7 protein-coding genes are annotated in these 15788 nt (G+C 34.8%); all 7 read right to left on the reverse strand.

Features of this window, described 5'->3' with window-relative positions; translation table 11 throughout:
- Positions 1-391: 391 nt before the first annotated feature.
- A complete protein-coding gene (locus tag AAYQ19_RS06260) occupies positions 392-2458 on the reverse strand; it encodes a beta-N-acetylhexosaminidase (protein WP_343535032.1) in 2067 nt (688 codons plus the stop codon).
- Positions 2459-2602: 144 nt separating this feature from the next.
- Entirely contained in the window at positions 2603-4540 is a 1938-nt protein-coding gene (gene nagB / locus AAYQ19_RS06265; protein ID WP_343535034.1) for a glucosamine-6-phosphate deaminase, read from the reverse strand.
- A 119-nt stretch (positions 4541-4659) separates the two neighbouring features.
- Positions 4660-6237 (reverse strand): RagB/SusD family nutrient uptake outer membrane protein, encoded by a 1578-nt coding sequence (locus tag AAYQ19_RS06270; protein WP_343535036.1) that lies wholly within the window; start codon positions 6235-6237, stop codon positions 4660-4662.
- Between the two features lie 157 nt (positions 6238-6394).
- Entirely contained in the window at positions 6395-9433 is a 3039-nt protein-coding gene (locus AAYQ19_RS06275; RefSeq protein WP_343535038.1) for a SusC/RagA family TonB-linked outer membrane protein, read from the reverse strand.
- Positions 9434-9771: 338 nt separating this feature from the next.
- A complete protein-coding gene (locus AAYQ19_RS06280) occupies positions 9772-10797 on the reverse strand; it encodes a glycosyl hydrolase family 18 protein (protein ID WP_343535040.1) in 1026 nt (341 codons plus the stop codon).
- 91 nt (positions 10798-10888) lie between these two features.
- Positions 10889-12403: a SusD/RagB family nutrient-binding outer membrane lipoprotein gene (locus tag AAYQ19_RS06285; RefSeq protein WP_343535042.1), complete on the reverse strand. Its 1515-nt coding sequence runs from the start codon at positions 12401-12403 to the stop codon at positions 10889-10891.
- An 11-nt stretch (positions 12404-12414) separates the two neighbouring features.
- Positions 12415-15603 carry a SusC/RagA family TonB-linked outer membrane protein gene (locus AAYQ19_RS06290; protein ID WP_343535044.1) on the reverse strand — a complete coding sequence of 1063 codons (3189 nt, stop codon included), beginning with the start codon at positions 15601-15603 and terminating at the stop codon, positions 12415-12417.
- Positions 15604-15788: the final 185 nt, after the last annotated feature.

Consider the following 15788-nt stretch of genomic DNA (forward strand, 5'->3'; position numbering starts at 1 on the left):
CTCAACTGCAGATTGGAGCCCCGCGGTCGATTGGAAATAAACTCAAATTACATTCTATAGATAAATATTACTATTTCTGATTCATTCATAATCATTAGTAAATAGCAGTGATTGATATTTATTTATAATTTTTAAAAAAAATTAATCTTAAATACAAATGATAAATTTGGGACTAATCATCAATCTATACTCTAGTTTTGTCATGTTTTATTGTATTCTTTTATTTGGTTTTTAAAGGTTAATAATTATTTTCATGGCTTATATTTTACAATTTGATTTTGTTATGTAGTCGCACTTTGGAATTACAGTCATAATTATCTCTGCCAGAAAATTGCTGGCAGAGATAAATAAATAAAGCACTAAACAAACACTACTAATTCAAACCAAATTTTCATATTAATTTCTTTAAACCTGCATACACTGCCAACTCAACATCGGCGAAATCTTTTGTGTTGCAATCTTCAATTAACTTTTTCAAATCTTCTGCTTTCAAAGTCGATTTGTTGTCAAGAGACAATAAAACCTGCTCTGAAGCATCGCTTAATTTTTTTGCCAAAGGAAGAATCGGCTGTACTAAAGGCGCGTTTGCACTCAGTTGATTTAATCCTTGATTTAAGGCAATCCATTTTGTCAAAAATGCGGTAACTTTCGCTTTGTTTTCTGGAGTTTTATTTGTTGCATATTGTGTTGCAGCTTCATTAAAAGCAACTGCATCTTTAGCATCGGCTGTACATGCATCTGCAAAAAGTGTCAATGGAGAATACATTTGATATTCTGTTCCTCCTTTGTTTCTTGTATATCCCTTTAATGGTTCACAAACATTCGTGAATTCATTTAAAACACTGATATCTTGATTGTTTGCAATATTTCTTAAGATTACTGCTTTATTACGAATATGCGTCAGCCCCACTTCCTCAAGTCTGAATGAAACAACATCTAAGCGTTTGCGCATGTTTGCAACATCAACAATATCTTCTGCAGACCAAAGTCTTTCAGCAATTGCGGCTGTTCTTGGCCAAACTCTTGAATCAATCGTTTCTGGCGATACAAGTTCTGTCCACATTGTTGCTTCACCACCTAAGATTCTTGCTTTTTCTTCGGCAGTCAAATTAGCTCCTTTTGGCATCGGATCATTCAAATAGTGGCTTTCAACTGGATACATCAAATCGATATAATAGCCGTTTGATAATACTGTTTTATATCCTTTTTTAACCGCATCGATTAAAGATTGTCCGGCAGCCATTCCTTCATTGGCTCCTCTCCACGAATGTATAATGGCTTCTTTTGACATATTTTTTGTCAAAATTTCTTCCCATCCCATTAATTGCTTGCCGTGTTTTTTCAACATTGGCACCAACTGCATGGTAAAATAGGTCTGCAATTCATGATTTGTTGCAAGATTGTGCTTCTTTTTGAATTCTTGAATTTTTGGGTTTGCATCCCAGTCTTTCCCTTCATTTTCATCTCCCCCAATATGAAAATAAGCGCCTGGGAATAATGGGCAAACCTCGTCAAAAATCTCACTTAATAATTGATATGTTTTAGGATTTGAAGGATCTAATGTTGGTGAAAAAATACCTGCATTTCTTTCAATTCCATAGGTACTAATTGCCGTACCTTGAATATTTTTTTCGGAAGTTCCACCAGTCACTGTAATCACTTTGCTGCCAATTTCTGGATAAGCAGTAAGTATTGACGATCCATGACCCGGAACATCTATTTCTGGAACTATTAAAATACCGCGTTCATCAGCATATTTTACGATATTTCTAATTTCCTCTTGTGTGTAATACAATCCGTCTGATGCTTTGTCAATCAGTTTCGGGTGTTTTTTCATTTCAATTCTCCATCCTTGGTCATCAACTAAATGCCAGTGAAAAACATTCATTTTCATTGCTGCCAATCCATCGATGTTTCTTTTGATCACATCAATTGGCTGAAAATGTCTTGAAGCATCAATCATTAATCCTCTCCAAGTAAAACGAGGAAAGTCAGAAATCTGTGAATTCGGAAAATAAAATGATGTATTATTGTTTTGCAACATTTGCAATAAAGTTTCAAGGCCATGCAATGCACCTAAATCGCTTGTTGCGTTGATTGTAATTTTGTTTGGTTTGATATCTAAATGATAACTTTCATCTTCATACAAACCAATTTTTCCGCTTTTAGTACAATTGATTTGAAGTTCTGCTGACGGAACCTCATTTAACTTTGTAATAAAACCTTGAGAGAAAAACATACCAGTCCGTCCATCTAAACGACGCAAAAAACGAGTAACTCCTCCAAAAATTCTTGGATTTGGGTTTCCAGTAATATTTACTTTAAAGTTTTTGTTTAAAGTAAAATTGCCTTCGTTTAAAACAACACTTTGAGGCCAAGGCATTAAATTTAGTTGCTCTTTTTGAACTTGAGCACTAGATGTTAAACCTGCAAATAGTAAGACTAATAAATATTTCATTTTATTGTTTTTGGAAAATGTTATCGCAAGGATAACAATAAATTGATAATAAAAACAAAACTCAGAGTGATTTCTATTGAACCTCACTAATCGCTATAAAATCATTCTGAATTCTGTAATTGATTCGGTCACCGAATCTAAATCCTAATAATCAAAGCGTTTAAAAGCTTCAATCGCTTCGTATTCTGCCAAACCTAATTCATCATACAAAACTGCTGTATTTTTATTTCGGTCTTCTGCTCTCACCCAGAATTCTCTCGAGTCATTTCCTTGAAACATAACACGGTCTTTTTGAGACTGGTGATATAAAATAGCATGACGTTTCAACAATACTTCTGATGGGCTTAGCGGAACTGCCATGTCAATTTCATGAATATCCCATTCGTGCCAAGCTCCTCTGTAAAGCCATAACCAGCAATCATCCATATATTTTTCTGGCTTCAGCTCTTTCATTGCGGCGAAAATTGCATTCAAGCAAACCTCATGTGTTCCGTGCGGATCAGCAAGATCTCCCGCTGCAAATACTTGGTGCGGTTTTATTTTGGCAATAATATCTTTTACGATATCAATATCAACTTGACCAAGCGGATTCTTTTTTACCTGTCCTGTTTCATAAAAAGGAAGATCTAAGAAATGCGTATTTTCATCTTTTAAACCAATATATCTTGTTGCTCCATAAGATTCTCTTCTTCTAATAAGCCCTTTCAATTTTCGAACTTCAAGAGAATCAATTTGGTTTTCTGATTTATTGTTTAGAAAATCTATTACTGCTTTGAAATTGATATCTGTTTTACCTTCTCCAACAAAATCGCTAGCTACTTCAGCAAATTTCAGCGCTTCATCATCTGTAACGGCAATGTTGCCAGAAGTTTGGTAAACAACATGAACATCATGGCCCTGTTTTATCAATTTTGAAAAAGTTCCTCCCATAGAAATCACGTCATCATCTGGATGTGGGCTGAAAAGAATAACTCTCTTTTTAGCAGGATTTGCTCTTTCCGGACGATGTGAATCATCTGTATTAGGCTTCCCTCCAGGCCATCCTGTAATGGTGTGCTGTAACACATTGAACATATTGATATTCAAATCATAAGCAGAACCTTCTTGTGCCAAAAGATCTGACATTCCGTTATTGTTGTAATCGCGGTCTGTCAATTTTAATATCGATTGTTTTGTTTTTTGGCATAACCAAACAATCGCCTTGCTTTTTAATTCTTGTGTCCAAATACATTCACCAACAAGCCAAGGCGTTTTGAAACGAGTCAATTCAGACGCTGCTGATTGATCTAAAACAAAAGTAGCGTTTGGATGATTCTGTAAAAATGTAGCAGGAACTTCTGAGCTAATATCACCTTGAACAGTTCTTTTAATAATATCGGCCTTGTTTTGCCCCCATGCCATCAATACAATACGTTTTGATCTCATGATGGTTGAAACTCCCATAGTGATTGCACGTTTTGGAACATTGTCTATACCATTAAAATCTGATGATGCATCGACTCTAGTGATATGGTCCAAAGTAATAATACGTGTTCCCGAATTAACGTGTGAACCCGGCTCATTAAAACCAACGTGACCTGTACGTCCAATTCCCAATAATTGAAAATCAAGACCTCCAGCCTGTTTGATATTCATTTCATAATCAATACAGTATTGATTCAATTCATCGATTGCAACTGTACCATCTGGAATATTGACATTTTCAGGTTTGATATCAATATGATTAAAAAGATGCTGATGCATGAAATAATGATAGCTCTGATTGTTTTCTTTTGACATTGGATAATACTCATCCAAATTAAAAGTGATTACATTACTGAAACTTAGCCCTTCTTCTCTGTGCATTCTTACTAATTCCTCATACACTTTTATTGGCGAAGAACCCGTTGCCAGACCTAGTACGCAAGATTTGTTTTTTTCCTGCTTCGATCTGATTAACTGAGCAATTTCCTGCGCTACAATGATGGACGCTTCGGCAGAGCTTTTGAAGATCTCGTTGTGAATTTTTTCAAATCTTGTCTCTTCAAATTTACCGGCGCTTTTATAACTGATATCAGGTTTTATTTCTAAAGCACTTTTCATTTTTTTCTTTTTTTGGTATGTACAATTTTGGCTTTTAAAATGGTATAAGCAACTCTCGTTACTTATACCACTTTTCAATTACTAACCAAACTTAAATTCTTTTCGTTTTTTATGTTTTCTTAGAATTTATTAACTCCAGTATCCCACCAAAGTCTTGTTGCTCCAGTATCAGGCCCTCCTAAAAGTTGAACCCCTTGTGCATAACCAGTTGGGTTAGAAGTTTTCTCATTTACATAGAAATTCAATCTTCTTACAAATGTTCCAGCAGGAATTTTTCCTCCTGAGAAGTTGTTTGCTGGCAAGAATAATTTTGGATATCCAGTTCTTCTTGTTTCAGCCCAAGCTTCTTGTCCGTCAGGGAAGATTGCGATCCATTTTTGAGTGATAATTTTTTGTAATTTAACTTCATTTGTAGCTGCATCAGACCATTTTACTGTTACTAAATTTTGAGCTGCAATATTGTTAGCTGCATTTAATGGATCTGTAAAGTTTGCAGGCATTGCCGTATCATCAGCAATATAAGCAGAAGCATCACCAGCACCTAATTGAGCAAATGAAACTGCAATTCCAGCTTCGTAGAATGATTTAGCTGATCCACCAACATTCCATCCTTTTAATGCAGCTTCCGCTTTCAAGAAATAAGATTCAGTTGCAGTAAACCAAGGAATCATATTGTTTTCTACGATTGGTCCAACTTTAGAGAATAAATCTGCTTTTGCAGTTCTATAGTTAGCATCTACGATAGTTCCCATTCTGATACCTTGATAAACTCCTCCAGTACCAGTGTGGAAGAAAGTAGCTCTTCTTGGGTCATTGTAACCATTCATGATTGAAGTGATTGCTCCTCCTGCATTAATATCTGCCCAAGGACCTGTGTACGTTTTAACTGGGTGCTCAGCAAGATAAGCCATGTTATCAGCATTCGAAGTGATTACGCCTAAACCAGTCAAAGCTGCTTCTCCTTCAGCTTTTGCTTTTACAGGATCAATGTTAGAAATACGTAATGCTAAACGTAATCTTAAAGAGTTAGCAAATTTCACCCATTTCTGAATATTTCCACCTGCTGTAGTTCCGTCTGTAGCATCGCCTCCAGCAAAAAATGTTGCACTTGCGTCTGCCGCTTTTGGAGTTAAGATATCAATTGCAGTTTTTAACTCCGCAAAAAACTGATCGTAAACTGCTTTTTGAGAATCGTAAGGAGTTGATCCATCAGCGTTTCCAAAACCTGAATATACGATTGGTCCGTAATAATCTGTAGTTTTATGCATTGCATAAACTTTCAAGATAAGTGACCAAGCATAGAATTGAGGATATTTATCTTTAGTTAATTTCTCAAGGTTATAAGCATTAACCATCTCTTTTTGATACTTCTGAACCCATTCAGCACCATTCCATCCATCTAAAAGAGCGTATGTTGAGTTGTTTGCGTTTCCTTCAAAATCGTGTGGAGTTCCCATGTATCCTGAAAAGATATCGGCATTCAAGTTAAATTGAATATCTCCCTGCCAATCATCAGCAACCAAGATATACATTCCTCTTTGCATCGTTTTAAGAGGTGCTTTTACCTGATTAAAATCTTGCTCTAATTGTTCGTTGCTAAAACCACTATCGTTGGTATTTATATCTTCAAAGTCACCTGTACAGCTACTTAATGCAAGCGCTAAAACCGAACCTAATATTAATAATTTATTTTTCATCTGTGAATTTTTATCGTTAATTAAAATCATTTTTATTGATTTATAAGTTTGCCTTTTCTGGGCTTAATTGTTTGCTATTTTTCATTATTTCTTCATTCAATCAACAAACAAGAATCTTATAACAACCAAAAGGTTTTGTCCTTTTATTATAATTATTTTAGAAAGTTAAATTCAAATTAACACCTATACTTCTTGTTGAAGGCATTCCGAAAATATCAACACCTTGTAATCCTTCTCCAGAGCTTAATGTTACGTTTGGATCAAACGGAGCATCTTTGTAGAAGAAAAATAAGTTTTTACCAACAAGAGAAACATTCACTGCATTAAAAATTGTGCTTTTGCTGAAATCAAATGTATATCCTAAAGAAAGCTCTCCTAGTTTGATATTTGTAGCTTTGTACATATACTCTCCAGTTGCACCAGCTCTATCTCCAACTTGGCTATAGTAATCTTGAGCATTCATTGTAGTTACAGCTGTTCCGTCAGGTTTTACAGCATTTACTTTAACACCACCAGCATCTCTTGCATCACCACTAGCTTTAGAAACTCCATAAGAATCAAGCATTGCTTCTGTCATACTCATTACATTACCACCAAATCTTCCATCAATAAGTATATTTAAGAATACTTTTTTGTATTTGAATGAGTTTGAGAAACCTAACATAAAATCAGGATTTGAACTTCCCATGTCAACCCAGTCCGTTTTTTGGATACGTCCAGCGTCATCAAGTAAAATTTGACCTTGTGCGTTTCTTACAATATCTTTTCCTTGAATTGTTCCAAATGGTTGTCCTTCTTTCATCACATATCTGTAACTATTTGGATCTCCATTAGTCAAGATAACTGTATTCACTTCTCCATTTGCACCTGAACCTAAGTCAAGTACTGTATTTTTGTTTGAAGCATAATTCAATCCAAGATCCCAAGAGAATGTATCTGTTTGAACTGCTTTACCAGTTAATGTGATCTCAAAACCTTTATTTTGAATACTTCCTGCATTAAATGCGTAGTTAGTATATCCTGTAGTATTTGGGATTGGAGCTGGAGCAGTGATTAATTGATTTTTAGTTTCATTATGGTAATAAGTAAAATCAAATCCAATTCTGTTGTTCAAGAATCTCCATTCTGTACCAAATTCATAAGAATTTTGCATTTCAGGCTTTAATGAAGTTCCAGGTTGTGGTCCAACAATTGGAGGTGTAACTTGGCCACCTACTAAAGTATTTACTGGTGAAGTTAAGAAAGGAGAAATATCATTACCAACTTGAGCAAATGAACCTCTAACTTTTGCATAACTAATTGCTTCAGGGAATGATACCATTTGACTTAAGATAGCTGATAAACCTACTGAAGGATAAAAGAAACTTAAATTATCTGTATTAACTAAAGTTGATGACCAGTCGTTTCTTCCTGTCAAATCAAGGTAAATCATGTCTTTGTAACCAATAGTAGCACTTGCAAAAACTGACTGAACTTCTTTTTTACCTCCAATAGTATGAGCATTTTTTTCAGCTGATACAAAGTTACCTGTATTAAACCAGTTCGCATTGATTAATCCATTTTTTTGACCAGAATCACTGATGTAAGCATCATTAATTGTAGATTTTGTAATACTTGTACCAAGGTTAGCGCTGAATGAGAAATCATCACTAAATTTTGTATTGATTGTAGCAATCAAATCACCATATAATTGAGAACTTTCACTATCTGAGTAAATGTATCTTCCTGTAGATGGAGCCAAAGTTTCATTTGTTCCAGCGTACATTCTTTTATCAAAAATGTTGTCAAATTTATTATAACCTCCTCTTGCTTTAATACTTAACCACTCATTTGCTTTATAAGTAATAGCAGCAGAACTAATTAATGATTGATTTTTATCAATTGATTGATTTCTATTTAAAATCCATCCTGGATTTTGAATAATATCAGATGTTTGAGAAGGCCATCTTTGAGTCATTAAGTTTCTCGCAGGATCAAATACTTCAAAATTCTTGTAGTAATCATTGAAATCATTTCCTCTTGGGAATAAATAAACACCAGTTAATGGGTTGAAATATAATCCGTTTGTTGGTTTATTTATAATTTTTTGCTCAGCATAAGATATCGAACCGTCAACAGTTACTTTATTATCAAATAATTTAACGCTTTGACGAAGTGCAATGTTATTTTTCTTAAACTCATTTGTTGGGATAATTCCATCAACTTTAGTATTTGCATAAGTAAGACTAGTTGACATTTTATCAGATCCACCGTTTACAGATATAGAGTTGATCATAGTCAAACCTGTGTTGTAAAAATCTTTTACATGATCAGGAGATTTTTTAGGATCACCCCAAGTTTTGTCAGATGATGGAGCCGCTCCATAGTTAGTTTGAAAGTCAGGTAATGAAACCACGTTATCAACAAATACACTCGCGTTATAATTTGCTGTTACTTTTCCTTCTTTTCCTTTTTTAGTTGTTACCAAGATAACACCATTTGCTCCTTGTGAACCATATAAAGCAGCAGCAGAAGCTCCTTTAAGAACTGTCATAGACTCAATATCATCTGGGTTCATCATTGAAATTGCATCACCACCATCTCTGTTACCTCCAGCTGTATCACCAAAAACTTGATTTGCTTGAGCTGAATTAGAGTTCAACATAGGAATTCCATCAATAACATATAACGGCTGGTTATTTGTTGCAGATGAATTACCACGAATTGTTACTTTAACAGCACCACCAGCACCAGCAGAGCTTTTTCCAACAATTAAACCTGCAACTTTTCCAGATAAGCTGTTCATTAAGTTGGCATCTTTAACTCTTGTTACCTCTTCACCTTTTACCTCTTGCGCTGCATAAGTAAGTGTCTTTTTTGATCTTTTAAGACCTAATGAAGTTACAACAACCTCACTTAACGCATTTGTAGATGCTGTCACCATTTTCACATTGATTGTAGCTGCATCTCCAACAACAACGCTTTGTGATTCAAGACCTACATAGCTAAAAACTAAAGTCTGTCCTTTTTGAGCTTCGATTGTGTACAATCCATCAAAATCGGTAGTAGCTCCTTTTTGACTTCCTTGTACCAAAACAGATGCCCCAGGCAACGGCATTCCGTTAGAATCTGTAATCACACCTTTAACATTTTTTACCTGAGCAAGCGAAACTTGCGCCGTAAAAACAATCATAAAGATTAAGAAAATTTTTTTCATGTTTATTTATTTTGTTAGTTATGACGTAAAATTATTCTTAAGGCATTGTTAAAAAAAATAAATTATACAAACAGCCAAAAACTTTAAACAAACGACATAAAACATTCAATAATACGTTTTGCGAAAACGTTTTCAATCCAATATTTTTCTACTTTTTAAGTATTATTCGGTATTATATTCAACAAATAAGCAGATTTACTGATTATTATAAAATTTATTAATCACCTATAAAACAACACTTTAACCAAAATACATCAGCCCAAATGATTTTGTTTTAACAAAACATTAGAATTTGTTCTTATTATTTATAATTGAATAGTAGTAAAAAACAATATAATTTAGTTACCACACAAACCTGTGGTTTTAATTTTCAGTGCCGTTAACTTTTTATGAATAACTTCTAGAAGTGAATAGTCATCAAAAGAATCTTGTGCAAGTTCCCAAATCATAATCCCACCAGTGTTCTCAACTGCATATTCAACCTTTTTTGAAATCGTCGGTTTTCCGTTATAATATATTTTTCCTAATTCATCAAGATCAGCAAATTGTTTTCCTGCTTCAACAATTTGTGCGTACGTCGAACTTGTAACATTGGGAAATGTAAAATTATAGCCATAAAAAGGTACTCCGAGAGTCAATTTTTCGCTCGGAACATTTTGTTGTTTATGCCAAAAATCAATGCCATTTTTAGCAAAATCAAAAGAACTGTGCTGACCCGGGTTATTTGGCGTCCAAGGCCCAGTACTGTCATAGGCCATAATATTTAAAAAATCAAATGCATTCAAAGCTGTTGCGCTGATATTCTCAAAACGAGTATTATTTGGCAAAGCGGCTGTCATTAGTTTTTTGTGCTCAGCCAGACTCTTTTTTAATTCTATAACAAAACCACTGTAGCCAGTTGTTACAGCATCCCATTCGAGATCAACATCAACACCATCTAAATGGTGCAGTTCTACGAAGTTTATTATATTCTGAATTAAAGCTGGTCTGTTTTCTGGCTTATCAATTAATGAAGACCAATTTGACGCTTGTTCTGCCGAAATTACACCGCCACCCAAAGAAATGCTAATTAAAATATTAGGATTAACAGATTTAGCATAATTAATAAGAGCATCAATATCACCTGTAAAAATGATATTTCCGTCTCGATCAGGATTTCCAAAGGCAACATTGAGATGTGTTAATTTGCAAAACTGAATCGAAGTCATTTTGCTAATATTATCCGAAGATAAATACCCCACTACTCTAGCTGTTTTTGGCTTTAGTTCATCAAAATCAGATTCTTTTTGTGAACTACAACTGTAAACTGACGCTAGTGAGGTTATAAAGAAAAGAATGCCTAATAAGGCCTTATTTTTGATCATAATTCTTAATTTAAACAGATTGTTTTTAATTTTAATTAGATTGAAATAATACCTTATTAGGCATAACTCTATAGTATTTAGGATTTTAATTTTAGTTTACATCCCACCAAACTTTGTTTGTCCATTCATTTTTGCCTCCCATTCTTGACAGAGCCTCTTGGAAATTCGCACCATTTTTTTGTGCTTCATCATTAGGATAGTATAAACGTGTTGGAACAACTCCTCCTGTTTCAGAATCTGGATTTGTGATTGGCAACAATTTAGGGAATCCAGTTCTTCTCCAGTTTGAATACGCTTCAATACTATTCAACAAATAAGTTACCCAAAGCTGTGTTGCAATTTGCTCTTTTTCTTTTCCTGCAACCAAAGGCTTATTATTCAAATAAGTATCTATTGCAGATTGAGTTGGCAGTGCAGCACCGTACATTACAAGATGTCTGATACCAGCCTCAACTCCTTTTCTATAATAATCAGAAGCAGCACCTGACACCCAACCTCTATAAGCGGCTTCGGCCAATAACAACTGTGATTCTGAATAACTAACATGCAAAAAAGGAGTTGTTTTTAATTTTAAATAAGGCTGAATTCCTGAAATTGCTGTAGATCCACCTGGCATGTCCCATTGAAAAACACCTGGAGTATTACCAACATAAAGTTCTTCGCCCGGAGCCGGAGCACCTCCCGCTACACCTCCAGTTTTAGGTGTTGCAAGCATCGTTAACCTTGGGTCGCCATTGTTTCTTAAAAAATCGATCATTAATGAACTAAAGTGATCTCCATTTTCATTTCCGATAAAAGCATATGAAAGTCCGTTTCCTCTAAAGTCAAGCGCACCCGGAGTATCATTAAAAGGATAATCCAAACATTTCATGAAACAGTTATCAGCATTGCTTTGGAAAACACCATTTTGAAATGCCGCTTTTGCTTGTTTTTCAGCTTCTGCTGGACTTACTTCTGAAATTCTCATAGCCAAACGCAAACGCAATGTATTAGCTAATTTTTTCCATTTCGACACATCTCCATTATAAAATTGATCGCCTTTTATGGCACCACCTGCATCATTCAATTGTACAAATGCTTCTTCTAATTCTTTAAAGAAGGCATTATAAATATCTTGTTGCTTATCATATTTAGGAGTCACAATTCCTTTAGAGAATCCTAAACCTGCTTCTGAATAAGGAGCATCTCCATATAAATCTGTGATACGTTGTGCAATCATTACTTTCATAATTTTTGCAACGGCATTCATGTTTACAAGAGTTGGATCATTTGAAGTTTTATCAATAATATCAACTGCACTTTTCAATTCGTTAGCATAACCATTTCTCCACAAAGCCGTTGCGTAATCATCATTTTTCTTGAATTTGCTTCCAAACTCAGTTACGTTCCATGCTCCTGCATAATGCTGCACAAATCCTCCAGAATATATTAAGTTGGCTCTCCATTGATAATATCCATCACCAGACAAACACAATTGAGTAAATGTAAGCTGTCCTGCAGGATTTGCAGATAACGCAACCGGATCTTTTTCCAGTTCGTCAAAGTTTTCCGTACAGCCAACCAGCGTAAATATTGCCAGTAGGGCTATTATTTGTTTAAATTTCATAATTTCTTTTTTTAGAATGTAATTTTAAGATTAAAACCATACGATCTTCTGAATGGCAATGAACCATATTCAAAACCTTGTCCATTTCCTGAAGTGTACATAGATTCTGGATCAATGTTTGGCAAGTCTTTATTGAAAGTGAATAAATTTCTTGCGAAAGCCGAAACATAAATTGAGTTGATTTTTGCTCCGCCAAAAACACTTCTTGGGATTTGATACCCTAAACTTACCTCTCTTAATTTCACATAAGAAGCATCATAAATAAATGGCGCTGGTGTATTATTGAAAACCGAATTCCAGTAATCTTGTGGATTTACAGGAGTGGTATTTTTTACATAAACAGGATTAGCTTCTGTTCCAGTGTTTACTACTCCGTTTGCAACATAACCTGCTGTAGGAATCCAAGTTGCTTGGCTAAAGTTTGGATCATTTGCAACTGCTTGTGCTCTTGCTGCGTTGTAAGCATCTCTTCCTTCTGTAGTAACATCAAGAAGTCCTTTTTGTGCCGCAAGTGAGTTTGTCATTGAGTAAACATCCATTCCGAATTTCATATCAATTAAAAATTGAAGTGTAATTCCTTTATAAGAAAAACGGTTTGTTAAACCTGCTGCCCAGTCAGGAAGTCCTTTTCCTAAAGCAACTTTAGTATCTGTATATTCTGGAAGTCCATTTGCACCAACAATCATTTCTCCCGAAGCCGTTTTTTTGAAATCTTTACCAATAATAGTTCCGTATTGCCCTCCTACTTGCGCAACGATTGCGGCACCAGCCCAACGTGCTTCAGAAATAGTGTAAGTATCAATATCTGGATGCAAAGAGATTATTGAGTTTTTGTTTTTTGAAAAGTTCAAATCAATTCCCCATTCAAAATCTTTGTTTTTGATTGGTGTTCCTGATAAAAAGATCTCGATACCCTCATTACGTAATTTACCCGCATTTACAGAAATATACTCATAACCAGAAGTTGCAGAAGATGGCAAATCAATAGTTTGATCTGAAGTATCTTCACGGTAAACTGTAATATCAGCTTTTAATCTGTTTTTGAAGAAAGCTGTTTCAAGTCCAAACTCAACTCCAGTTTTTGATTGATATGTCAAATTAGGATTTGGTGCAGATGTATTTTTGATGTTCACAACACTTCCTCCGTTATAAGACGAATATGTTGTATAATTTAAAGCATTTTTATAAGCTCCCGGCGCATTTGAAACTTGTGCCCAAGATGCTCTGAATTTTCCATAAGAAAAGGCATCGCTTTTAATATCAAATGCATCAGAGAAGATAAAACCTAATGAAGCACCCGGATAAAAAGCATCTTTATTGATTACACTAAACCAGTCATTTCTTCCGGTAAACTCAGCATACAAATATCCTTTATAATCAAATTTAGCAGAACCATAAATTGAATTTGTTCTTGTTCTAGTATCTTGTGGTGCATTTTCAGTTTGATTAGAGAAATTACTGATGTACTCAGTTCCTGGCTCAATAATATTTGTTCCGAATCTAGAACTTTGCTCTCTTCTAAAATCTCTTCTACCTGTTCCTAAAATTCCTGAAAGGGTTAAATCTTCCGCTAATTTTATATCTGAAAAAGTCGCAATCAAGTCGGTATTCATTTCTGAAACCTTGATATCTTCAAGTCCAAGATAACCTGCATCTCTTCCTGGCCAAGTATTTCCCCAAGCCATAAAGTCTTTTGAACCAAAATCATACGTATCCAAACCTGTTCTAAGGGTTAAAGCTGCCCATTTGTTGAATTGATACGTTCCAGTAACATTACCAGTGAAACGATTTTTTCTAGTTGAATTGTGATTTTCATTTACAACCCAATACGGATTCAATGAATACACATTATTGTTCCATGGATACATTGAGTTATCCTTTGGATTCATTGAATTTGCAAGCCAAGCCTGATCAATGTTTGGCGCTAACCCACTTAAAGAATACCCAACGTTGTTTGGAGAATCTCCTAAACCTGGTCTATTATTTGTATTTTCAACCATGTAATTTACATTTGCATCCAAAGTAAATTTCTCTGATTTCATAGTAGCATTCAAACTTGCATTATTTCTTTCCAAACCAGATTCCGGAATTACGTCATCGTTTTTAAGATTGTTGAATCCAAAACGAACCGTAGCATTATCACTTCCTCCAGAAAGCGCAATCCCGTTTGATGTTGTAACTCCTGTTTTAAAGAAATCCTGAATATTGTTGTCAACTTTAGCATATGGTCTCATAGAACCGTCAAATATTTTGACTTGTTGTCCCACAGCATTTGAAAATTTAGGCCCCCATGCACTTGTAGTATATTGATAAACTTCAGTTGGAGCTTTGTTTGGATCTGGCAAAATTCCGTTTGAGCCTGAACCATACTCACTTTGATAATCACTATATTTAGCGTTTACGCGGTCAAAACTAACACCACTTGTCAATTCTACTTGCAGTTTTCCTTTGCTTCCTTTTTTAGTAGTAATTAAAATTACACCATTTAACGCTCTAGAACCATAAAGCGCTGCAGCAGCTGCACCTTTAAGAACTGTCAAACTTTCAATATCATTAGGATTGATGCTTGAAATACCATCTCCGCTATCTCTGCCATCAAACCATTTGCTTGTTGCAGCTTGATCATTTGACAAACCTGTATTATCAATCGGCACACCATCAACAATATAAAGTGGCTGGTTACTCTCACCTATACTTGATATACCTCTAATAATAACCCTTGTACTTCCGCCCACACCTGTTGCAGGAATCGATACATCAACACCGGCAACTCTACCAGAAAGCGCTGTTGTAACATTAGTAGTGATAGCTTTGTTTAATTGTTCTCCTTTGACATCCTGAACTGCATAACCCAATTCTTTCTTTTGTCTCTTGATACCTAATGCTGTAACCACAACTTCCTGCAAGTTTTGAGTATCTGGCGATAATACAACGTTTAGAGTTGTTGATCCTGCCACTGTTACAGCTTTAGTCTTAATTCCAATATACGAAAAAACAAGCACATCGCCTGGAGATGCTTGAATCGTATAGACTCCGTCAAAATCTGATTGGGTTGCCGTTTTTGTACCTTGAATTATTACACTAACTCCTGGCAACGGTAATCCGTTTTCATCGCTTACCAAACCTTTGATAGTTTTCGCCTGTGCACTTGCGAATTGCGAGGCGAGAAAAATCACAAAGATTAATACAAATTGTTTCATTTTTTCATGGTTTTTTTTAGTTATGCGATAAATTTATTGTTAATTTTAACATAAATAAAACATTTTATACAAACAGCAAAAAACTTTAAACAAACGACACAAATCATTCAACATTATGTTTTACGAAAACGTTATTCTCAAAAAATAAAACATCATTTCACTTTTTTTGCAATTTTTTATTCAAA

This window comes from Flavobacterium mesophilum (assembly GCF_039581405.1).
Lineage (GTDB): Bacteria > Bacteroidota > Bacteroidia > Flavobacteriales > Flavobacteriaceae > Flavobacterium.